Annotated in this window: 20 protein-coding genes; 5 read left to right on the top strand and 15 right to left on the bottom strand. The window is 60.4% G+C overall.

The genetic code is table 11. The features are described 5' to 3' along the window. Positions 1–547 precede the first annotated feature (547 nt). Genes ACIGDJ_RS26510 through ACIGDJ_RS26500 form a run of 3 tightly spaced genes read right to left on the bottom strand, consistent with a single transcriptional unit; the run spans position 548 to position 5,291 of the window. On the bottom strand, positions 548–2,098 hold the full coding sequence (locus ACIGDJ_RS26510) for an FGGY-family carbohydrate kinase (protein ID WP_397478801.1): 1,551 nt from the start codon (positions 2,096–2,098) through the stop codon (positions 548–550). Next, positions 2,095–3,690, bottom strand: coding sequence for a glycerol-3-phosphate dehydrogenase/oxidase (locus ACIGDJ_RS26505; RefSeq protein WP_397478800.1), 1,596 nt, complete (start codon positions 3,688–3,690; stop codon positions 2,095–2,097). Before ACIGDJ_RS26505 ends, ACIGDJ_RS26510 begins: the two co-directional genes overlap by 4 nt. After that, positions 3,687–5,291, bottom strand: a complete 1,605-nt coding sequence (locus tag ACIGDJ_RS26500; protein WP_397478799.1) for an FAD-binding oxidoreductase — start codon at positions 5,289–5,291, stop codon at positions 3,687–3,689. The genes ACIGDJ_RS26505 and ACIGDJ_RS26500 overlap by 4 nt, the downstream gene beginning before the upstream one ends. Positions 5,292–5,479: 188 nt before the next feature. On the opposite strand from ACIGDJ_RS26500, the gene ACIGDJ_RS26495 reads away from it, so the two are divergent. Together ACIGDJ_RS26495 and ACIGDJ_RS26490 are read left to right on the top strand one after the other, a co-directional pair. Beyond that, positions 5,480–6,496, top strand: coding sequence for an AraC family transcriptional regulator (locus ACIGDJ_RS26495; protein ID WP_312995038.1), 1,017 nt, complete (start codon positions 5,480–5,482; stop codon positions 6,494–6,496). 477 nt (positions 6,497–6,973) lie between these two features. Continuing rightward, positions 6,974–7,339, top strand: coding sequence for a DUF6124 family protein (locus ACIGDJ_RS26490; RefSeq protein WP_101158157.1), 366 nt, complete (start codon positions 6,974–6,976; stop codon positions 7,337–7,339). Positions 7,340–7,410: 71 nt separating this feature from the next. On the opposite strand, the gene ACIGDJ_RS26485 is transcribed toward ACIGDJ_RS26490, so the two are convergent. The 9 genes from ACIGDJ_RS26485 to ACIGDJ_RS26445 form a co-directional block, all read right to left on the bottom strand. Next, positions 7,411–7,779 carry a glyoxalase superfamily protein gene (locus tag ACIGDJ_RS26485; protein ID WP_397478798.1) on the bottom strand — a complete coding sequence of 123 codons (369 nt, stop codon included), beginning with the start codon at positions 7,777–7,779 and terminating at the stop codon, positions 7,411–7,413. Positions 7,780–7,929: 150 nt separating this feature from the next. Then, complete coding sequence (locus ACIGDJ_RS26480; RefSeq protein ID WP_397478797.1) at positions 7,930–9,387, bottom strand: amidohydrolase family protein; 1,458 nt, start codon at positions 9,385–9,387, stop codon at positions 7,930–7,932. Position 9,388: 1 nt separating this feature from the next. Then, on the bottom strand, positions 9,389–10,249 hold the full coding sequence (locus tag ACIGDJ_RS26475) for a MurR/RpiR family transcriptional regulator (protein WP_397478796.1): 861 nt from the start codon (positions 10,247–10,249) through the stop codon (positions 9,389–9,391). A gap of 16 nt (positions 10,250–10,265) precedes the next feature. After that, positions 10,266–11,615, bottom strand: coding sequence for a GntP family permease (locus ACIGDJ_RS26470; RefSeq protein ID WP_101158165.1), 1,350 nt, complete (start codon positions 11,613–11,615; stop codon positions 10,266–10,268). 204 nt (positions 11,616–11,819) lie between these two features. Continuing rightward, a complete protein-coding gene (locus ACIGDJ_RS26465; RefSeq protein ID WP_312995029.1) occupies positions 11,820–12,542 on the bottom strand; it encodes a hypothetical protein in 723 nt (240 codons plus the stop codon). Continuing rightward, the gene (locus tag ACIGDJ_RS26460) at positions 12,535–13,695 is read right to left on the bottom strand and encodes an AAA family ATPase (RefSeq protein WP_312995028.1); all 1,161 of its coding nucleotides are present in this window, start codon (positions 13,693–13,695) and stop codon (positions 12,535–12,537) included. The genes ACIGDJ_RS26465 and ACIGDJ_RS26460 overlap by 8 nt, the downstream gene beginning before the upstream one ends. A gap of 271 nt (positions 13,696–13,966) precedes the next feature. Further along, positions 13,967–14,860: an NAD-dependent epimerase/dehydratase family protein gene (locus ACIGDJ_RS26455; RefSeq protein WP_397478795.1), complete on the bottom strand. Its 894-nt coding sequence runs from the start codon at positions 14,858–14,860 to the stop codon at positions 13,967–13,969. 103 nt (positions 14,861–14,963) lie between these two features. Further along, complete coding sequence (locus tag ACIGDJ_RS26450) at positions 14,964–15,875, bottom strand: LysR family transcriptional regulator (protein WP_312995025.1); 912 nt, start codon at positions 15,873–15,875, stop codon at positions 14,964–14,966. Between the two features lie 109 nt (positions 15,876–15,984). Then, complete coding sequence (locus ACIGDJ_RS26445) at positions 15,985–16,575, bottom strand: NAD(P)H-dependent oxidoreductase (RefSeq protein WP_101158173.1); 591 nt, start codon at positions 16,573–16,575, stop codon at positions 15,985–15,987. A 182-nt stretch (positions 16,576–16,757) separates the two neighbouring features. Here ACIGDJ_RS26445 and ACIGDJ_RS26440 point away from each other — a divergent pair, with 182 nt between their 5' ends. After that, a complete protein-coding gene (locus ACIGDJ_RS26440) occupies positions 16,758–17,072 on the top strand; it encodes a putative quinol monooxygenase (protein ID WP_101158175.1) in 315 nt (104 codons plus the stop codon). On the opposite strand, the gene ACIGDJ_RS26435 is transcribed toward ACIGDJ_RS26440, so the two are convergent. After that, the gene (locus tag ACIGDJ_RS26435) at positions 17,062–17,826 is read right to left on the bottom strand and encodes a sulfite exporter TauE/SafE family protein (RefSeq protein WP_101158177.1); all 765 of its coding nucleotides are present in this window, start codon (positions 17,824–17,826) and stop codon (positions 17,062–17,064) included. The genes ACIGDJ_RS26440 and ACIGDJ_RS26435 overlap by 11 nt on opposite strands. A gap of 139 nt (positions 17,827–17,965) precedes the next feature. Here ACIGDJ_RS26435 and ACIGDJ_RS26430 point away from each other — a divergent pair, with 139 nt between their 5' ends. Both ACIGDJ_RS26430 and ACIGDJ_RS26425 read left to right on the top strand, forming a co-directional pair. After that, positions 17,966–18,904, top strand: a complete 939-nt coding sequence (locus ACIGDJ_RS26430) for a LysR family transcriptional regulator (RefSeq protein WP_101158179.1) — start codon at positions 17,966–17,968, stop codon at positions 18,902–18,904. A 41-nt stretch (positions 18,905–18,945) separates the two neighbouring features. Then, complete coding sequence (locus ACIGDJ_RS26425) at positions 18,946–19,296, top strand: cupin domain-containing protein (protein WP_016770579.1); 351 nt, start codon at positions 18,946–18,948, stop codon at positions 19,294–19,296. Positions 19,297–19,473: 177 nt separating this feature from the next. On the opposite strand, the gene mmsB is transcribed toward ACIGDJ_RS26425, so the two are convergent. Together mmsB and ACIGDJ_RS26415 are read right to left on the bottom strand one after the other, a co-directional pair. Continuing rightward, positions 19,474–20,361: a 3-hydroxyisobutyrate dehydrogenase gene (gene mmsB / locus ACIGDJ_RS26420; protein ID WP_101158181.1), complete on the bottom strand. Its 888-nt coding sequence runs from the start codon at positions 20,359–20,361 to the stop codon at positions 19,474–19,476. 10 nt (positions 20,362–20,371) lie between these two features. Next, positions 20,372–21,898: a CoA-acylating methylmalonate-semialdehyde dehydrogenase gene (locus ACIGDJ_RS26415; protein WP_397478794.1), complete on the bottom strand. Its 1,527-nt coding sequence runs from the start codon at positions 21,896–21,898 to the stop codon at positions 20,372–20,374. Positions 21,899–21,910 lie beyond the last annotated feature (12 nt).

Below are 21,910 nucleotides of genomic sequence, written 5' to 3'. Positions count from 1 at the left end.
CGCGAAAGCGGCGGGTCAAAAAAATCATTGCTGACTGACACTCCGCCTTCGCGGGCAAGCCCGCTCCCACAATGGATCTGTGTGCCACGCTGGATCTCGATCCCGCCGCAAATCCCTGTGGGAGCGGGCTTGCTCGCGAAGGCGGCGGGTCAAAAAAATCGTCGCTGACTGACACTCAGCATTCGCAGGCAAGCCCGCTCCCACAACTGATTTGTGCGCCACGCTGGATCTCGATCCCGCCGCAAAATCCCCGTGGGAGCGGGCTTGCTCGCGAAAGCGGCGGGTCAAAAAAATCATTGCTGACTGACACTCCGCCTTCGCGGGCAAGCCCGCTCCCACAATGGATCTGTGTGCCACGCTGGATTTCGATCCCGCCGCAAAATCCCTGTGGGAGCGGGCTTGCTCGCGAAAGCGGCGGGTCAAAAAAATCGTCGCCGACTGATGCTCAGCATTCGCGGGCAAGCCCGCTCCCACACTGGTTTTTTGTCGCGGCCCGGATTCTGAGCACACCACCAAACGCTCCCCACAGGAATCTGTGGTGTCAGCACTATTCGGGATACCCGGTGATTTTGCGGATGCTTTGGTACAGCGGTTTGAGCTGGCGATACATCCGCAGATACACCTCTGTGTACAACCGCTCATAAACCTTCTGAGCTTCAGGCTGCGGTGTAAACACCGCTCCAACCCGGGTCATCGCCGCCATGGCCGATGGGTAATCCCTGTGTAATCCCAACCCCACCGCGCAACAGATCGCCGCCCCCAACCCGGACGCTTCATACACATGCGGGCGCTCTGCAGGCAGGCCGAAGATGTTGGCGGTCAGTTGCATGGCGGCGTCGCTTTGTGAGCCGCCGCCGGCGACGCGCAGGCGTTTGATCGAGACCTTTGAGCGGCGCTCGATCTTTTCCATGCCCTGGCGCAGCGCGTAGGCCAGGCCTTCGAGAATCGCCCGGTAGATGTGCGCGCGGGTGTGCACGTCGCCGAAGCCGATCATTGCGCCTTTGGCTTCCACGCCCGGTTCGCGAATGCCCGGTGACCAGTAGGGTTGCAGCATCAATCCCATCGAGCCGGGTGGCACCGCCTCGACCAGTGCGTCGAACAGTTGCTCCGGCTCGATCCCCTGCGCTTTTGCCTGCTGCATTTCGCGCAGGCCGAACTCGTTCTTGAACCAGCTGACCATCCAGTAGCCGCGATAGATCATCACCTCGCAGTTGTACTGATCGGGCACGGCCGAGGGGTACGGTGGGATCAGCGGGACGATTTCCAGGTAGCGTGAGCGGGTGCTGGTGATGGTCGCGGTGGTGCCGTAGGACAGGCACACGGTGCTCGCATCGACCACGCCGGCGCCGATCACTTCGCAAGCCTTGTCGGCGCCTGCGGCAATCAACGGCAGGCCTTCGGGAATGCCCGTGTGGCGGGCGGCCTCAGTCGTGATGTAGCCGAGGGTTTCGCCGGGTTTGTGCAGGGTCGGCAACTGCTCGGGGCACACCGCCAGTGCCTGCCATTTCCAGTCACGCGGGGCCGCCCATTTCAGCCGTTTGAAGTCAAAGGGCAGATAGCCGACGCAACAGCCGACCGAGTCGACGAAACGCCCGCACAGGCGATGAGTAAGAAAGCCCGAGAGCAGTAGAACTTTGTCGGTCGCCGCCCACACGTCAGGTTGATGCCGGGCGATCCAGTTGGCCTCGGCCTGGGCGCGAAAATAATCCACCGTCGCCCGGGCACCGACCAATTTGAACAGCCAGCCCCACGGTCCCTTGATGCCGCCCTTAACTTGAGTCTGGCGTTGATCGAGCCAGACAATTGCCGGGCGCAGCGGTTTGCCCTTGGCGTCCACGTTGATCACTGTGCCGCGCTGGGTGGTCAGGGACACGCCGGCAATCTGCGCACGGTCGATGCCGGTCTGCTGCCAGAGTTGCTGGCAGGCCTCGCCGAGTTTCGCCCAGTAATATTCCGGATCCTGCTCGGCCCAACCGGGTTGCGTCGAGTAGTACGCCTGCAAGTCGACTTTGCCCTTGCCGAGCAGATTGCCCTGCAGATCGAAGAGCAACGCGCGCACGCTCTGGGTGCCGTTGTCGATCGCTAACAGGTATTTCATGGCGTGATCTCCGGCAAGCCGTGATCGCGCAGCCACAGCAAACGGTAACGCTGGATTTCCTCCTGCCAGCGCTCATCGTCCCAGGCCAATCGCGACTGGCAGAGCGTGCGAATTGCAGGCAAATAATCCTCGCCACCGCGCGGCAGCAACAGGCCCAAACGGGTGCGGCGCAGCAGCAAATCATCCAGGTGCAGAATCATTTCCGCCTCGCAGGCGAACGCCAGTTCTGCCCACAACGTATCGCTGGCGCCAACCGTCTCCAGACCGAGTTCGCCGAGCAATTGCGCCAGCCTCGGCAGGTCTCGACCGTGACGTCCGGCCAAGCGTCGCCATTGATTGCCGCTCAGTCCCGCAATTGTCAGCGGCGGCACAGCGGCGAACACCGGCGCGCCGTCATCGACAAAAGAACGCCCGAGCATCACCGCACACGCCTTGAGCACTTCGATCGCTTGCGGGCGAAATGTGGTCAGTTTGCCGCCGGCCAAAGTCACGCAACCCGTCTCCTGCCACAGCACATGTTCGCGGGTCTCGTTGGACGGTTTGCCCTGCTGCGCACCCGTCGCGCTGCCGACCACCGGACGCACGCCTGACCAGGTCGACAGCACATCGTCGACGCTCACTTCGGCGCCGGGAAATTGCTGCTGGCACGCGGCGAGCAGATAGTCGAGTTCGTCGCTGGAAATGCGCGCGCTGTGGTCTAGGTCTTCGCGGTGATCGAGGTCCGTGGTGCCGACCACCGTCGCGCCCTCCCACGGAAACACGAACACCGGGCGCCGATCGCGCTGATGTAGAAAAGTGAACGCCTGCGCCACCGGCAAACGCCAGCCCGGCAGCAACAGATGACTGCCGCGCAACGGTCGCAATTGCTTCGCTGACTCAACGGGACGCAAGCGCTCAGCCCAAGCGCCTGTGGCCACGGTCAACACAGCGGAGCGCAATTGCAGCGTCGCCCCGCTTTCGCAATCTTCGATCTGAACCCCGCACACCCGCCCGCCTTCACGCAGCAGTTGCGTGACGCGCACACCATTAAGCACCACCGCGCCGTCGGCCCGGGCCTCGCGCAGTACGCGCATCACGAGCCGCGCGTCATCAGTCAGTGCATCGACAAAACAGCTGCCGCCGAGCAGGCCGTTTTCCTTAACCCCCGGGGCGAGAAAACGCAGTTGCTGGGCGTCATGAAAAGCATGGTTGCGCCGCCCCGCCAGCGCGTCGTACACCGAGAGCAAGCCGCCCATGACGCGCGGCCCGGGAAAGCCGCCGCGATAGTGCGGCATCATGAAACTCATCGGCTCGACCAGCCCCGGCGCCTCGTCGAGGAGTCGCTGACGCTCGCGCACCGAATCGCGGGTCAGGCGCCACTGGCCCTTGGCGATGTACCGCAAACCGCCGTGGACCATTTTCGATGATCGGCTGGACGTACCCCAGGCAAAATCGCGCTGCTCCAGCAGCAGACAGCGCCAGCCCCGCCGCGCGGCTTCGCGGACGATTCCGGCGCCGCTGATACCGCCACCGATGACGATCAGGTCCCAGGTGTCATCCGCCAGCGTCGGCAGAATCTGCTCGCGCCACTGCGCATTCCAGTTCGCCGTCATGGCCGCGACTCTGGCAATAACGTGCCCGGATTGAGGCGCCCTTCCGGGTCGAAATGTTCGCTCAGCGCCTGCAACGTCTGCATCGCCAGCGGGCCTTTTTCCCGCAGCAGATACGGCGCGTGATCCTTGCCGACGCCGTGCTGATGACTGATGGTGCCGTGGTTGTCGACGATGGTCTGGCTGGCCGCGTGTTTGAGCACCCGCCAGCGCGCCAGCGTCGCGGCATAGTCGGCGGCCGGGCGAAACACGTAAGTGGTGTAAATGCTCGAGCCTTCGCCGTAGACGTGCGAGAGATGAGTGAACACATGCACGCGCTCGCCCTCGGCGGCCAGGGCATCGCGCAGGCTGTTTTCGATGAGGCTGAGCAAGTGGTCGACGTTGCTCCAGTCGGTGGCGGTTTCGAGGGTGTCGACCACGTAACCGGCGTTCCACAGGTTCTCGCGCAGGTAGGGAAAGCGGAAGCGGTTCTGCGCCCACTTCTTGCCCAGCAGGGTGCCGGTGAACACTCCGCCGAAGGCTTTCAGATGCTGGCGCGCGTGTTTCAGTGACAGTGCGTTTTGCTGGCGATTGCCGGTGACACCGAAGGTCAGCAGGCATTTGCCGTCGCCGGCACCGCGCAGCTTGAGGTACTTCTCCAGCCAGGCGATCTGCTGCGGATGGCCGGCCAGCGCCAGTTGCGTTTCGGTTTCCACCGCGTTGGACAGCCGCAGCATCGACAGCGGTACGCGCGCCTGCGCCAGTTGCCGGATTGCTTGCAGCGCGTGCGGCCAATCGGGCAGAAACACGCCGTAGAAACGCTCGTCCGCTGGCAACGCGCTGACTCGCACTTTGACTTCGGAAATGATCCCGAAACGGCCCTCGCAACCGAGCACCATTTCACGCAGATCGGGACCTGCCGCCGACGCCGGAAACGTCGGAATCTGCAGAGGCCCGGCGAATGTTTCCAGGGTGCCGCCCGCGAACAATTGCTCGATCCGCCCGTAGCGCAACGACTGCTGGCCACTGGAACGGCTGGCCACCCAACCGCCCAGCGTCGACAGCTCCCACGACTGCGGGAAATGCCCCAGCGTGTAGCCGCGCGCGCGCAATTGGCTTTCCACTTGCGGCCCACTGGCGCCGGGGCCGAATGTCGCCAGCAGGCTGTGTTCGTCGAGGTCGGTCAGGCGATTCATCCGCGCCAGCGACACCGTCAGCACCGGCCGCGTGGAGTTCGGCGGATTGATGTGTCCGGCCACCGATGTGCCGCCGCCATAGGGAATCAGGCATAAATCCTGATCATGGGCGAGCGCCAGCAATTGGCGGATCTGCTCAGCGGTCTCGGGAAACGCCACGGCATCGGGATACGTGCCCAGCACGCCTTCGCGCAACGCCAGCCAGTCCGGCAGACTCTGGCCGCGCGCGTGCAGCAGGCGGTCGTGAGTGTCGACGCTGTATAAACGGTGCGGCACCAGCCGCGAGGTCGGCACTTGCGCCAACGCCGCTGCCAGGGTCGCATCGGGCAATGCCCGGCCAGCGCCCAAGCATTCGTGGAGAAATGTCGCGCCCTGGGCCGGCAGTTCGACCACCGTGCCTGCCTCTCCCCAGCCGTTCCAGCGTCGCATGCGGGTGTCCTTTTTCTGCCGTCGGATCAAGCTTGCATACTAGTCAGCGCTGTGGATCTGTCACGGTCGCATCCGGCCAGATCCTGTAGCGAATGGCGCCAAACGTCCGGGCATTTACTTTCGCCGGGCAATCCACTTACCTTGCGGCATTCATTCACTCACGCGCCGTCGATCAAAGGACCGCGACCATGCCATCGCTCGGCTTCACTTCTGTTCCGCCGTTGCTCAAATACCTGCGCCATGCCGAACAGTTGGGCATGGCCATCGAGCCTGCGTTGGCGGCGGCCGGGTTGCAGGCGCAGCAGTTGAGCGACAACACGTTGCGCCTGCCGGGTGAGGTCCACGAGCGCTTGCTGGATTATTTCTGCGAGCACTCCGGCGATGGGTTGTTCGGCCTGCATGCGGCGAATTTCGTCCTGCCCAATTCGTGGAGCGTGCTCGGTTACATCACCATGAATTGCGCGACGCTAGGCGATGCGATGAGCCGGATCATGCCGTTCGAAAAACTCGTCGGCGACATGGGCGTCAGCCGCGCCGAGGTGCAGGACGAGCACGTGCATCTGATCTGGACCTGCCGTTTCCAGCGGCCACGGATTCGTCGGCATCTGGTGGAAAACGTGCTCGGTTCGTGGCTGCACTATGCGCGCTGGATCGCCGACACGCAGCTGTCGCCGGCCTGCGTATGGCTGGAGCATGCGCGGCCGGATGAGGTGACGCAGGCCGAGTACGAGGCGTTTTTCGGTTGCCCGGTGCGGTTCGATCAGGCGTATTCGGCGCTGGTGGTGCCGCTGGTTTATTTGCAGTTGCCGCTGCGCCAGGCCGATGCGCAACTGCTGCGAACCCTGGAAGAACATGCGATGGGTCTGCTGGCGACGCTGGAGGATGTGTCGCTGGCGCAGCAGGTGAAAAACATCCTGCGCGGTTTGCTCAAGGAGGGCCTGCCGCGCAAGGAGCAAGTGGCCGAACAGCTCAGCGTTTCGGTGCGCACGTTGCAGCGACAGTTGCAGCAGGCCGGGACGTCGTATCAGCAGATTCTTGATGAGTTGCGTCAGGAACTGGCGGAGCACTATTTGCTCAACAGCACGTTGCCGATTCAGGACATTGCGCAATATCTGGGCTTCACCGAACCGCGCTCGTTTCATCGCACGTTCAAGAGCTGGCGCGGTATGCCGCCGGGGGAGTTTCGGTTGCGCAATCGGCGGTGAATGTGCCGGCCCCTTCGCGAGCAAGCCCGCTCCCACAGTAGTTCTCGGTTGCCTGCACTTTCGAATTCATCGCAGATCCCCTTGTGGGAGCGGGCTTGCTCGCGAAGGCGTCATTCGCCACACCGATTAAACACGTTTTGGCACAACTGTTTAAAGCCACCAGACATTCAGCGAAACCACCCACAAATCCTTGCGCCGCTGCCTACGCCTGCGCCAGAATCCGCCGGCTTGTGCGCCCCAGACCTCATCGCTACTGTGATTGCGTCACTGCCCATCAGTGATCGGGTTTAGTAGCCCGGAGTATTTGGGGTGCATCGTTCATCAGACAGTCAGGTCTCGCCTGAGCTTTATGGTGGCTGTGCGCAGGGCGCTCTCGGGCGCGCCGGTTTCCCAGATCCCCGGTCTACTAACCTGCGCACAGCTGCCTCCACTTTCTTTAGTAGGGAAGCGGTGGCCAGCCAAACTGAGGATCTGGATATGTTCAAAGTAACCCCAAACCCGCCAACCACCGACCCGGCATCGCCCTACGAATCCCCCGATTCAAAGAAATTCCACGAAGCCGCCGATCGCGCGCTCGACCATTACCTCGGCACGTCTGGCGCTGAATTCATGGCCCCACCCTACAAACCCAACACGCTGTACATGGCCAATCCCGAGGCCGACAACGAATCGCTGTTGGCCGACGCCTGCGAAACCCTGGGCTCAGCGACGGTAATGCTCAACGATCAGGCAGGGCTGGTGAACGGCTCGCAACGCAAGACGTTGCAGGGCATTGCGCAGATTGTGATGGTCGCGGAGATGGCGGTGAATCGGGTGCTGGATCGGTTGGTGCCGACGGAATGAGGTGAGCGCCCGCAAGTATTACTGATGCCTGCGGGCAATCCCAAAAGGTCAGGTCGCGCTAGGCCTCCAGCTCAAAGACTGATCGCATTGGTAAACACCAACCGATTGCCAAACGGATCAGCAATGGTCATGTCCTGGCTGCCCCACGGCATCGCCTGAATCTGCGGATGGGAAAAGGTGTAGTTCTTGGCGATCAATTGCTGTTGAAACGCTTCCAGCTCATCGGTCTCGATACGCAGCGCCGAACCCGGGCACGCATCGCCGTGATGCTCGGACAGATGCAGCACACACTCGCCCCGTGAGACCTGCAGATACAGCGGAAAATTGGCTTCGAAGCGATGCTGCCAGTCGATCTTGAAGCCGAGAAAATCGACGTAGAACTCGACAGCCTTGGCCTCATCGAAGATCCGCAGAATCGGGGTGGTTTTGCCGAGGCTCATGGGGTGCTCCCTGACTGATTGGCCCCACAGTGTAGCCGGGGAGGATGTCAACAAATCGGCTTGTTGATGGCTTTCTTTAATCTCATAGTGCCATCACTTTATAAAATCAAAAGATCGCAGCCTTCGGCAGCTCCTACAGGAGAGTCTCGATCAATGAAATCCTTTGCGCAAATCACCTTCGCGTGCCAGAAACCGCCCCGCGCGGCTCCCATTCGCCTGCCCGTCGCGATAACTCAAAACGCCGTTGACCCAAACCCCGTCAATCCCCTGCGCCGCCCGCTGCGGATCGTTGAAATCGGCGACGTCACGCACGGTCGCCGGATCAAACAACACCAGATCCGCCCAATGTCCTTCACGAATCTCGCCTCTTTCCTGCAAGCCAAAACGCGCCGCCGACAGGCCGGTCATCTTGTGCACGGCGGTGTGCAGGGGAAACAGGCCGACGTCGCGACTGAAATGGCCGAGCACCCGTGGGAAAGCGCCCCACAGGCGCGGATGCGGGAATGGGTCTTCGGGCAGTCCGTCAGAGCCGACCATCGACAGCGGATGAGCGAGGATTCTTCTGACATCGGCCTCGTCCATGCCGTAGTACACCGCGCCGGCCGGTTGCAGACGCTTTGCGGTTTCTTCCAGCGACAGGTTCCATTCGCCAGCGATGTCGATCAAATCACGCCCGCTGACTTCCGGGTGCGGCGTCGACCAGGTAATGGTGATGCGATGGGCGTCGGTGACCTGCTTCAAATCCAGCGTCGAGGAACTCGCCGCGTACGGGTAGCAATCGCAGCCGACCGGATGGGATTTGGCTGCCTCTTCCAACGCTGCGAGCAATTGCGGACTGCGCCCCCAGTTACCGACGCCGGCGCATTTGAGGTGGGAAATGATCACCGGCGATTGCGCGTGCCGGCCGATTTGAAAGGCTTCGTCCATGGCTTCCAGCACCGGGGCGAATTCGCTGCGCAAATGGGTGGTGTACACCGCGCCGAATGCCGCCAGCTCTTCAGTCAATTGCATGACTTCATCCGTGGACGCGTTGAAGGCGCTGGCATAGGCCAGGCCTGTGGATAAACCCAACGCGCCGGCCTCGAGGCTGTCGCGCAGTTGCTCGCGCATGGCGGTGATTTCGTTGGGGGTGGCGGTGCGGAACAAGTCGTCGAGGTGATTGCTGCGCAGCGCGGTGTGGCCGACTAGCGCGGCGACGTTCAACGTGGTGTTGGCCTCTTCGACGGCGGCGCGGTAGTCGCGGAAACGCGGGTAAACGAACGCCGCTGCGCTGCCGAGCAGGTTCATCGGGTCGGGTGGATTGCCCTTCAAAGTGACCGGCGAAGCGCTGATGCCGCAGTTGCCGACAATCACCGTGGTCACGCCCTGGCTGAGCTTGGGCAGCATCTCGGGTTGGCGGATGACCACGGTGTCGTCGTGGGTGTGCACGTCGATGAACCCCGGCGCCAGCACGCGGCCGGCGGCGTCGATTTCTTCCGTGGCGCGGGCGTCAGGCAGGTCGCCGATGCGCTCGATGCGACCATTGAGAATCGCCACGTCTGCGCGATAGCCGGGCGTGTTGCTGCCGTCGATGACCAGAGCATTGCGGATCAGGGTGTCGTACTGCATGTCAGTCTCCCAGCGGCAGGTGATCGTCGCCGCCTCGGTATTCGTCGAGGGCGAGTTTGATTCGCCGCAAACGTTCTTGATTGTCTTCGGGGCTGGCCAGCGCCAGCTCGGTGGCGAGCACGTCGATGGCCAGCAGCATGCCGTAGCGCGCCGCGGTCGGTTTGTAGATGAACGAGGTTTCCGCGCCTTGCAGCGGCAGAACAACGTCGGCCAGCTCGGCCAGCGGTGAATCGCCGCGAGTGATGGCGAGGATGCGCGCGCCGTAGTTGCGCGCCAGTTCGACGGTTTCCAAAAGCTCCGGGGTGATGCCGGTCAGCGAGCAAACGATCAGCACTTGCTCGGCGTTGAGGCTGGCGGCGGTGACGCGCATCATCACCGCGTCATGACACACCGCAATCGGGTAGCCGAGGCGCACCAGGCGCACCTGCAATTCATCGCTGCACAGGGTCGAGCAACCGCCCATGCCGAACGCGTGAATCATCCGCGCCTGGCTGAGCAATTTCACTGCGTCGGCGAAGCGCGATTCATCGAAACCGGCCAGATGCTGGCGCAGCGTGGTTTCGATGTCGCCGAAGATCTGCCCGTAGAACGCCGACTGCTCAGGCGTGCCCGCCGGATCGAGAAAACGGCTGCCAACGCCGCTGGCCTGAGCCAGTTGCAGGCGCAGATCGCGCAAGTCACGGCAGCCAACCGTGCGGGCAAAGCGCGACAGCGTGGCGGTGCTGACCTCGGCCCCTTGCGCGAGGTCTTCGAGGCTGGCGCTGGCGGCAAAGCCGACATCGTCGAGCATCAACCGCGCGATGCGCCCCTCGCCGGCGCTGAAGGAATCCTGGCGGGCGCGGATCTGGTAGAGGATGTCCATGGGCGGCAGGCTCCGGTTACAACAAATAAGAAAGGCCGACGGTCAGCGCGAAAGCCACCAGCGAGATCAATGTCTCGAGCACGGTCCAGGTCTTGAACGTCTGCGCAACGGTCATGTTGAAGTATTCCTTGATCAACCAGAACCCGCCGTCGTTGACGTGGGAAAAGATAACCGAGCCCGCGCCGGTCGCCAGCACTAAAAGCTCCGGGTGTGGATAACCCAGACCGATGGCCACCGGCGCGACAACGCCTGATGCGGTGGTCATCGCTACGGTTGCCGAACCGGTCGCGACACGCATCAGCGCTGCGAACAGCCAGCCCATGATCAGCGGTGACAGGTGAAATTCGTGAGCGAGGCCGACGATCTGATCGGTGACGCCGGCATCCACCAGAATCCGGTTCAGGCCACCGCCGGCGCCGACCAGCAAGGTGATGCTGGCGGTCGGCGCGAGGCATTCGTTGGTGAATTTGAGGATCGATTCGCGGTTGAAACCCTGAGCGATGCCCAGCGTCCAGAAGCTCAGCAAGGTTGCCAACAACAGCGCGATCACCGAGTTGCCGATGAACAGCAGAAACTGATTGAACGCGCTGCCGGGTGTGGAAATCAGATTGGCCCAGCCGCCGATCAGCATCAACACCACCGGCAGCAGAATGGTCGCCATGGTGATGCCGAAGCCCGGCAGTTTGTCGCGCGGCTCGCGATCGAGGAATTGCTTTTCCAGCGGGTTGTCCGCCGGCAATTGAATGCGCGGCACAATGAATTTGGCGTACAACGGGCCGGCAATGATCGCGGTCGGAATGCCGATCGCGATGGCGTACAGCAAGGTCTGCCCGACCGACGCCTGATAGGCCTGCACCGCGAGCATCGCCGCCGGGTGCGGCGGCACCAGCGCATGCACCACCGAGAGGCCCGCAACCATCGGCAGACCGACCATCAGAATCGACACGCCAACCCGACGGGCCACGGTGAACGCGATCGGCACCAGCAAGACGAAACCGACTTCGAAAAACAGCGGCAAGCCGACCAGAAACGCAATGCAGACCATCGCCCAATGCGCGTTCTTCTCGCCGAACCTTTCGATCAGCGTGCGCGCCATCTGCTCGGCGCCGCCAGACTCGGCCATCATCTTGCCGAGCATCGTCCCCAGCGCCACCACCAGCGCAATATGCCCCAGCGTCTTGCCGACCCCGGCCTCATACGCACCGACCACCGCCGATGGTGGCATTCCGGCAATCAGCGCCAGGCCGAGAGAAATCAGGGTGATGACAATGAACGGATTGAGCCGGTAACGGGCGATCAACACGATCAGCGCGATGATGGCCACGGCGGCGTAGACCAGCAGCCAATAGCCGAAGGAAGGCGTCATGCGGTACTCCTCGAAAGGGTCACGTTCGAATGGGTTGTGAAACTCATAAATCATTTCGAGACAGAGATTTCAAACCGCATGAAAGTAGTTTTCGTGGACAGGCAAGGCGTGTCGCTGGTGGGTATGTATTGTCGTGATTAATGAAAATTGATGGAGCTAACTTTCATCTCTTTATTTCAACGCCCTCCGCACAACTGAAAAATATTACGGCTGGTTTCCAGCGAAATTTTGAAATGCCGATATCACATCATGATGGAAAATCTCGGCTTGAGAGCACAGCCCTCTGACTCGCTCCCACTGCTGCTGGACGGTGCGAGCGTGTTTTAAATACTCCGTCCGACCTTTCTTGATTCGAAGGGCTTTAGGTAAAATTTTTAACCCGTTCTCCAAATTCAAATTGCACTCTAGATTGTCCAGTAGAGGCGCACCCACAGGTAAAACCGCTGCCGCCAGCCAAGATTCAACGGCTTTGGATGGGATACAGATGATGGTTCTTTGGCCAGGGGCAATATTGCCGAGCCAGGAAAAAAGCACTGTTCTAAGCGGAGTCACTGAGTCTTGTGGTGAGGGACAAGGCAGTGCACAGGGCAACGGGCCCCATTGGTTGTCCTGTGCCAATACGTCTTTAGGAGGTCGGCAGTCGCTATACCGCATTCCTGCAACATCAGCATCCAGGTGAACAATGAACAGGTCGTATAAGAGAGTCGGATCGTCTTCAAGTACTCCTTTTCCTCTTAAAACGCTCCGGTGGCACCACTCGCACACACCTCCCCAACCGCCACCGATTACTCCAACCTGATCCAGCGTTTGTTCCGGTTGAATCAATGTAAGAACAAAAGGAGTCGGGATAATCGCACTGAGAGCAGCCTCAATGAGGATCCGATCAGTTGGCCCTTCTGCAATCAACGCGATTCGCGGATCAGACATTTGGCACAGCCCCAAGATGCTTCATCATCCAGAGTCTGGACAGTGGGTAATCCTTATTCATCTCGCGGAGTTCGCCACTTAGTTCAATTCGACGGACACTGGTATGCCCTTTGCTATTTCGGTCGACGGCGAACAAACGGATGTCGTCATCCAGCAAATTGAGGCCATCGAGAACTGCTGGATTATGGGTAGTGAACAGCAACTGCCTAGGCTTAGCAGCTGACTTCAACCATCCCGCCAGCTTTTGGGTAAGTAGACGAGCCAGATGAGGATTTAGCGCCTGATCAAGATTATCGATGGCAAATATCTTTGGAGACGCGGGGGAAAGGCAGAGAATTGCACAGAACAAAACATACAGGGCGCCTTCACTTGCGTCGTAAGCACTGAGTGTATTTCTTCCTTTCTTCATGAAGCGGTCAGTTATTTTAAGCTCTTGGCTACGCGCAAGACCCGTTACGACATGATTGGAGTCGATATCAGCAACCCAATCGATAAGCTCTAGAACCGAATCCAGAAGCTCATCATCTTGATTCAAAATGTTTTTCTTCAACTCGGCAAACGCTTCGGCCAGACGTCCACCCGATAACCCCAGCGGCTCCCTGTTCTGCAGGTCAGGCGATATAGCCCTCAGCGTCGGTGTATTCGGGCTGTAAATAGCGAATTCCTGCAAATCCTGCATGAGCCGGGCTGCAAGATTTTCAGGTTCCAGCTCTACCAGTTTGAGCGCAGCCAATCCCGCTGTAGGCTTTAGATTTTTCGCGCTACGAACACCTCTCATCAAAATCTCTTGAGTCCCATCCAAAAGGCATTCAGTTTTAAATGTCCAGGCTGGTTCAGGATTTTCAATGGGGTTGAGAATTGAAATCCGGTACTCCTCGTTCTCATGACCTTGAGCGGTCAGGCGGATTTCCGGTGGAAACCTTTCACCTTCAAATGAGCTTTTATACAACCTCGGCAATCCCGGTCGAACGCCTCGCCGCTGTAAAGACTCACTGTCTACTACACCATTAGCGGCGGCACCGAGTACTCCAATAGCCTCAAGGATATTACTTTTACCCACGCCGTTAGCGCCGATAAAGCAATTGACACGCCCTAAATCGAGGTTTAGTTCGGGAATCGACTTGAATCCTTTGATTACAATATTTTTTATCATTCAACACTCCAAGCCGTACTCGCCAAACCCTGAGCTGGTTGTTGCCAGATGTTTTGTGGACAGTCGATCCACCAGCAGTAAGCGTGCATTCTCTTTGCTGGAAAGCGATCGCGCAATCACTGTGCTCAAGTCATTTCGTTAAAGCGAGCAGGACAGCAGGTCTAGCTCATTTCTACCGATCAACTCTGGCAAGTACCGCTTGCATAATTTTTCTCCCGTTGCCCCGCGCGAAAATTAACAACTCTGTTGATGATGGCTTAAGCAATGCGATTCACACCATTTCGTTACGAATCCATTCAACCACCGACGTGCGCTTCGGCGTCCAGCCCAGCAGGTCGCGGGCGTGTTTGCCGCGGACGCGACTGTTGGAGCCGAGGCCGTAGTTGGCCATTTCATAGCCCCACTCGGCTTCGGCATCTTGCAATGGCCAGTCTTGCGGTTCGCCCAGATTGAGGGCTTCGGCCATGGCGGTAGTCATGTCGATGAACGAGGCTTCACCGCTTTCCACAAAGTAGAAAGTGCCCGGCAGATTCTTGGTCAGCGCCAGCCGATACAGGGCGACGACGTCTTCGATGTGCACGTTGGACCAGATGTTCTGGCCGCTGCCGACGTGGCGTACGACGGCGCTTTTGCGCGCCTGTTTCAGCAGTCGCGGCAGTTGCACGCTGTCACGTTTCACGCCGAGGCTGTGTCCGTAGATCAGGGTGTTGCAGATCACCGCCGAGTTCACGCCATCCTTCGCCGCAGCGAGCACAAAATTGTCGATGGCCACACGCGCCGCTTTGTCGACAGTCGGTTCCGGGAGGTTGTCTTCGTAGTAAATGACATCGCTGGATTTGCCGCCGGAGGCATCGCCGACGATGCTCGATCCGCTGGTATGCAGAAAGACTTTATTGGAGCCGCGCAAAGCGTCGAGCAAGGCTTCAACTGCACCGCGATGATCACTGCTGGCAGCGTTGATCACGGCATCGGCGGCACGCGCCTGCTCCGTGAGCAAGTGGCTATCATCGAGGGTACCGATTACCGCGTTCATACCCAGTGCTTTGAGCTCATCAGCCTGCTCGGCACTACGCACCAGGCCGGTGACTGTATGCCCGGCCTGAACCAGACCGGTGGCGATGGAACCGCCAATAAAACCGGCAGCGCCGGTGACGAATACGTTCATGGATTAACTCCCTGCGTGAATAAGTGATGCAGCGAGTATCGACCGCTAAACCTCGGCGAAAAACCCGCCACAGGCCAATTCACTCTTGCGCAGGGATCACGAATCAGCCCTTGAATTCGGCGCTGGCGTAGGCGGCGAGTTTGCTCTGGATAAAGTCGAGGAAGCACTGGATGCGCAACGCCAGTTGCGAGTTGCGGTAGTACACGGCGTTGATCGGCTGGCGGTAGCCGCTGTTGAATTCACCCAGCAGGACTTTCAGGCGTCCGGCGCGGATGTCTTCGATGGTCATGAAGTGCGACAGACAGGCGATGCCCTGCCCTTCCAGCGCCAAATGGCGCACGGTCTCGCCGCTGGAAGCGCTGATCGCCGGGGTGATCGGCCAGCGATCGCCGTGCACATAGCGCAGCGGCCATTGGTTGAGGCCTTCGTTGTGGGTGAAGCCGAGCAGCGTGTGTTCACTCAGGTCAGCGACCTGCCGGGGCGCGCCGTGCTTTTTCAGGTAAGCAGGGCTGGCGACGATCAATAACGGACTGCAACCGAGCGAACGTGCGTGCAGCGTCGAATCGGCGAGGGTGCCGATGCGGATGGCGACGTCGGTGCTTTGTTCCAGCAGGTCAATGATCAGGTCATTGCTGTTGAGTTCGAGCTGAATGTCCGGATACAACTGCCGGAACTCGTCGATGTAGGGAACGATGGCGTGGAGCATGAACGGCGAGGCGGCGTTGATGCGCAGCCGTCCGGACGGGGTTTGCTGGCGCGAGGACAGGCGTTCTTCGAGTTGATCCATCTGGTCGAGAATCAGCTTGGCCTGTTCGAAGAAGTACTTGCCCTCCTCGGTCAGGTCCATGCGCCGCGTGGTGCGGTTGATCAGGGTGGTGTCGAGCTTGGCTTCCAGCTTCGATAACGTGCGGCTGACGGCCGACGGCGTCTGCCCGACCTGTTCGGCGGCGGCGGAAATCGAACCGCACTCGATCACGCAGACGAAAATCTGCAACTCATCGGATCTGGCTTTCACGGATACCCTCTTTGAAATCGCCAAGATCGCAGCCAGTCGGCATCCCCCCTGCAGGAGCTGCCGCAGGCTGCGATCTTTTGCTGTTACCCGGATAGTAGCCCGAAACCCATCAATCCTTGAGGCCCAATACCTCAGTCAGATGCTGCTCATAACGCACCACATCATTTTCGATATTCGGACGCTTCATCACGTCAACGCAAAGGAAGGTTGGCAACGCGGTCATGCCGAGGAATTCGTTGGCCTTGTGGAACGGGAAATACACTGCATCCACGCCCTTGGCTTCGAAGAAATCCGTCGGATCATCGAAGGCTTGCTGCGGTGCGTTCCAGGTCAGTGACAGCATGTATTGCTTGCCCTGAATCAGACCGCCACTGCCGTACTTCTGCGAGGCATCGGAGCGGGTTCGACCGTCGCTGGCGTAGAGGCTGCCGTGGCCCTCGGTGAAGACTTCGTCGATGTATTTTTTCACCGTCCACGGCGCGCCCATCCACCAGCCCGGCATCTGGTAAATGATCACGTCGGCCCAGAGGAATTTCGCCACTTCTTCGGCCACGTCGTAGCCCTCATCAATGAAGGTGGTCTTGACGTCGAGACCGCCGCGATCGAGCACGCTCAGCGCGGTTTCGTGCAGGGTGGTGTTGTAGCGGCCATCGGAGTGGGCGAATTTTTTACCGCCATTGAGCAGCAGGACTTTTTTCATCGAAAAAACCTCGGCGCAGCCTTTGAGGCTGGATTGAAACAGGAATTGGAATGACGGCAGATTAACCATCGAGCTCGCGCGGAAACAGCCACATCGGCGCAAAATACATTTGATCAAAACGCACGAATCGATCACCAATTGTTGCCGTAGCATCGCCGCTTTCTGCTTTTGAGGAAGTTGTGATGAGTGAACGCCAGGGTTTCATCCTGCACGCCAAGACCCGCCCGGAAAAAGCCGCTGAATTCGAAGCGCTGTTCCGTGCTTACGTCGAGCCGAGCCGCGCCGAACCGGGCTGCATCGAGTACCACATGCTGCGCGACCAGCAGGATCCGACGCTGTTTATCTTCTACGAGATCTGGGCCAGCCAGGCGCATCTGGATGAGCACTCGGCATTGCCGCACATGACGGAGTTCTTCGCCAAACGCATGGAATATCTGCAGCAAGATTTCGATATCCGCCCGATCGACATGCTCAGCGAATCGTCGGCTAGCCGCTGATCAGCAAATGGGCGCCGAGCGCGCCCAGTCCGACGAAGAACACACGCTTGAACAGCACGGCACTGATGCGCTGGCGCAGCCATTGGCCAAGCCACATGCCGAGCATGGCCGGGATCAGCGCCAGCAGCGAGGCGCTCAATTCGCCACCGCCGAGTGCGCCGTGCCAGAGCAGCCCAAGCGCCAGCGCCAGGGTCGAAACCGTGAAGGACAGGCCGAGCGCCTGCACCAGCTCATCGCGGCTCAGCCCCAGTGCTTGCAGGTACGGCACCGCCGGAATCACGAAGACGCCGGTGGCGGAGGTGATGACGCCCGTAATCAGGCCGGACAGCGGGCCAAGCCACGATTCATGCTCGGGTTTGACCTGTAGCGTGGGCAGGAACAATCCGCTCAACGCATACAGCAACAGCGCCGCGCCGAGTCCGCGCACCACCCAGTGCCCGCCGGACAGACCGATCCAGAGGATGCCGAGTCCGGTGCCGAGGAAAATCATCAGCAACATGGGCCAGAGGCGTTTCATCAAGCTTTTCAGATGGCCGCCGAAGGTCAGTTGCCAGAGATTGGTCAGGGTAGCGGGGATGATCAACAATGCAGCTGCCTGCGCCGGCGCCATAGCCAGACCAAGCAGGCCCATGGCGACAGTGGGCAGACCGAGGCCGATGACGCCTTTGACCATGCCGGCGAGCAGGAAAGTAGCGATGACCAATAGAGACAGGGTCAGGCCGAGGTTTTGGTAAAAGTTGGTGAGTGTGTGCATGGGGATAATGTGCACTGATCCGGGCTGGATGAAAATCTGCCATATACTGAGCCTGCCTCTGTCAGGACAGGAGGCTGAACTTTGCATTGATGCGTCTGACCTCATCGCGGCAAGCCACCACAATCCACAGGCAAACCCCATGCACTTCGACCTCACCGACCTGCGCCTCTACCTGCACATCCTCGACACCGGCAATATCACCGCCGGCGCCGCCCGCAGTCACTTGTCCCTCGCTGCCGCCAGCGCCCGAATCCGCGCGATGGAAGCCTCGCTGGGCGCCGAGTTTCTCGAACGCGGCCGCCGTGGCGTCACCCCGACGCCCGCCGGCAAAGCCCTCGCCCGCCATGCGCGCATCCTTCTGCAACAGGCCGAACGCATGCAGCAGGATCTGGCCGATTATGCGCAAGGCGTCAAAGGCCAGGTGCGGCTGTTGTGCAACACCACGGCGATCACCGAGTACCTGCCGGAAGTGCTCGCGGACTTTCTGCGCAACCATCCCAATCTGGACATTGATCTGCAGGAATTACCCAGCGCGCGAATTACCCATGCCTTGCGTGAAGGCGCAGCGGATCTGGGCATCGTCTCCGACGCGGTCGACACAAACGGCTTACAGACTCAGGCGTTTCGCGACGATCCGCTGGTGTTGATTCTTCCGCTCGATCACCCGCTGTCTGATGCCGCCGAGGTCAGCTTCAGCGACGCGTTGCAGCATGACTTTGTCGGACTGAGTGCCGACAGCGCATTGGCGATTTATCTGGAAGAACAGGCGCTGCACAGCGGCGCACGGATGCAGGTGCGCATACGCGCCGATGGCTTTGATGGCGCGATGCGCATGGTCGCCCGAGGCGCCGGACTGGCCATCGTGCCCTTGGCCGCTGTCGAACGCGCGAGGGGCGATCGGTTCGAGTGCGTGACTCTCAACGAGCCATGGGCGCGCCGCAGGTTATTGCTCTGCACAAGAGACTTCGCGGCACTGCCGGGTTATGCCCAGGCGTTGTTACAAGCGCTCATCAATGCGCGCGTTTCTGAGCACTCCGATGTCGACCCCAGACAACTGAACGGCGACCGGGCGCTATAGGGTGCAACTTCGATTTTCAAGTCCACTTGACCGGAGTTCCCATGACCGCGACCGCCCCAATCACCGTTCTGCGCGACACTCACCCGCTGCCGGTACTCGACGCCTGCAAGTGGGAAAAACTCGAAGGCGACCCGCACACCGTCAACCTCAATGCGTACACCAGCGAAGACGGCAGCAAGATCATGGGCACCTGGATCTGTACGCCGGGCAAGTGGCGCGTCGATTATGTGAAGTGGGAATACTGCCATTTCCAGGAAGGCTACTGCGTGATCACCCCGGACGGCATGGCGCCGATCCACCTGCGCGCCGGCGATATCTTCGTGGTTGAGCCGGGTATGAAGGGCACGTGGGAAGTGGTCGAGACCGTGCGCAAGTATTTCGTGTTCGCCTGATGCAAAAAAGCCGGGGAATCACCCGACGTGATTTCCCGGCAAATGATATTCATACCACCACGATCCCAATGTGGGAGCGAGCTTGCCCGCCAAAGCGGACTGTCAATCAATTATCTATTGATACAGACGCCGTCTTCGCGAGCAGGCTCGCTCACACAGGTTTTTCACCAAGGCCTTCTACTGTGGTTTGCGATAGCTGTTGATGATCGCCGAGAAGTCTTTACCGCCATCACCACGCTGACTCATCGCCTGATACAACTGCTGCGCCACCGCGCCGAGCACAACCGGTTGGTGCGCCTGCCGCGCCGCTTCTGTGGCCAGACCGAGATCCTTGAGCATCAACTCCGCCCCGAAGCCACCGGTATATCCGCGCGAGGCCGGCGCCGTCTCGACGATGCCCGGCCACGGGTTGTACATTTCCGAACTCCAGCAACGGCCGGTCGAGCTGTTGATGATCCCGGCCAGCACCGAGGTGTCGATGCCCAGCGCATCGCCCAAAGCCATCGCCTCGCTGACGCCGACCATCGAGATCGCCAGCAGCAGGTTGTTGCAGATTTTGGCGATCTGGCCGGTGCCGACTTCACCGCAATGCACGATGTTGCGGCCCATCTGCGCCAGCACCGGTTGCAGGGTCGCGAACAACGCCGGGGTAGCGCCGACCATGAAGGTCAGCGTCCCGGCCGTAGCACCGCCGGTGCCACCTGACACTGGCGCATCAGCCATGGCCACGCCGTGTTTGGCCGCTGCGGCCGCTACGTCGCGCGCGGTCTGCGGATCGATGGTGCTGCAATCCACCGCCGGCACGCCTTGGCGAATGCCGGCGAGCACGCCCTCTTCACCCAGCCAGACACTGCGCACGTGTACAGCCGCCGGGAGCATGGTGATCACCAGTTCGGCATCTTCCGCCGCCTCGCGGGCTGAAGCGCGGATGGTGCCACCCAGTTGCTCGAGTTCCGCCAGCACGGTTTTGTTCAGGTCGACCAGATTCAGCGAGTGGCCGGCCTTGATCAGGTTGCGCGCCATCGGCGCGCCCATGTTGCCCAGCCCGATAAATGCGATTTTCATGATCGAACCCTCAGCGCAGGTTGATGGTGGTGTTCACGCCGTCGTTGACGCTGTCGTCGTCGAACCAGCGCGCCGTGACCGTTTTGGTCTGCGTGTAGAACTGCACCACTTGCTTGCCGTACGGGCCGAGGTCGCCGAGTTTCGAACCGCGCGAGCCGGTGAAGCTGAAGAACGGTACCGGTACCGGAATCGGGATGTTGATACCGACCTGACCGACGTCGATTTCCGTCTGGAATTTACGCGCCGCCGCACCGCTGTGGGTGAACAGGCCAGTGCCGTTACCGAATGGGTTGGCGTTGACCAGCGCAATCGCTTGATCGAGGGTATCGACTTCGAGCACCACCAGCACCGGGCCAAAGATTTCCTGGGTGTAGATCTGCATGTCGGTGGTCACACCGGAGAACAGGGTCGGGCCGACAAAGTTGCCTTGCTCGTAGCCCGGCACGCTGATGTCGCGACCGTCCAGTTCAAGCTTGGCACCTTCCTTGATGCCGCTTTCGATCAGCTCAAGAATTCGCGCCTTGGCCTTTTTCGAAATCACCGGACCGACATCGGTGCCCGGCTCGCTGCCGGCGTTGACCTTGAGTTTCTGCGCCAGCGCTTTCAGGTCTGGCAGCCACTGTTTTGCGGCACCGACCAGCACCACCACCGACGTGGCCATGCAACGTTGCCCGGCCGCACCGAAACCGGCACCGACCAAGGCATTCAGCGCTTGCTCGCGATTGGCGTCCGGCAGTACCACGGCGTGGTTTTTTGCGCCCATCATCGATTGCACGCGTTTGCCGTGTTTGCCGGCCAGGTCATAAACGTGGGTGCCGACAGCGGTCGAACCGACGAACGACACGGCTTTGATGTCCTTGTGCGTGCACAGACCATCGACCACATCCTTGCCGCCGTGAACCACGTTGAGCACACCCGCCGGAACGCCAGCCTCAATGGCCAGTTCCACCAGCAGCATAGTCGACAGCGGATCCTGCTCCGACGGCTTGAGCACGAAGGTGTTGCCGCAGGCGATCGCCATCGGGAACATCCACAGCGGAATCATCGCCGGGAAGTTGAACGGCGTGATGCCGGCGCAGACGCCGATCGGCTGGCGCAGGGTGTAAGTGTCGACGCCGCCAGCGACGTTCTCGGCGAACTCGCCCATTTGCAGGGTGCCGATCGAGCAGGCGTGCTCGACCACTTCCAGGCCACGGAAAATATCGCCCTCGGCATCAGCAATGGTTTTGCCTTGCTCGGCGCTGAGCACCACGGCGATGCGTTTGGAATGTTCGCGAATCAACGCTTGCAGCTTGAGCATGATGCGCATCCGCGCGCCGATCGGGGTCAGTTTCCAGGTCTGGAAGGCACGCTGGGCGGCGCTGACGGCGGCATCGACTTCAGCGGCGGTGGCGAACGGTACTTTGGCCAGCACTTGCTGGGTCGCCGGGTTGACGATGTCGTGCCATTCACTGGTCTGCGACTCAACCCACTCGCCGTCGATCAGCAGTTTTACCTTTTGCAGTGTGGTGTCGTTGGGCGTAAGCGATGCGTTCATGCTGGTCTCCAG

It is taken from the genome of Pseudomonas sp. NPDC079367, from assembly GCF_044542195.1.
Classification (GTDB): domain Bacteria; phylum Pseudomonadota; class Gammaproteobacteria; order Pseudomonadales; family Pseudomonadaceae; genus Aquipseudomonas.
This window is presented reverse-complemented; position numbering and strand designations above follow the sequence as displayed.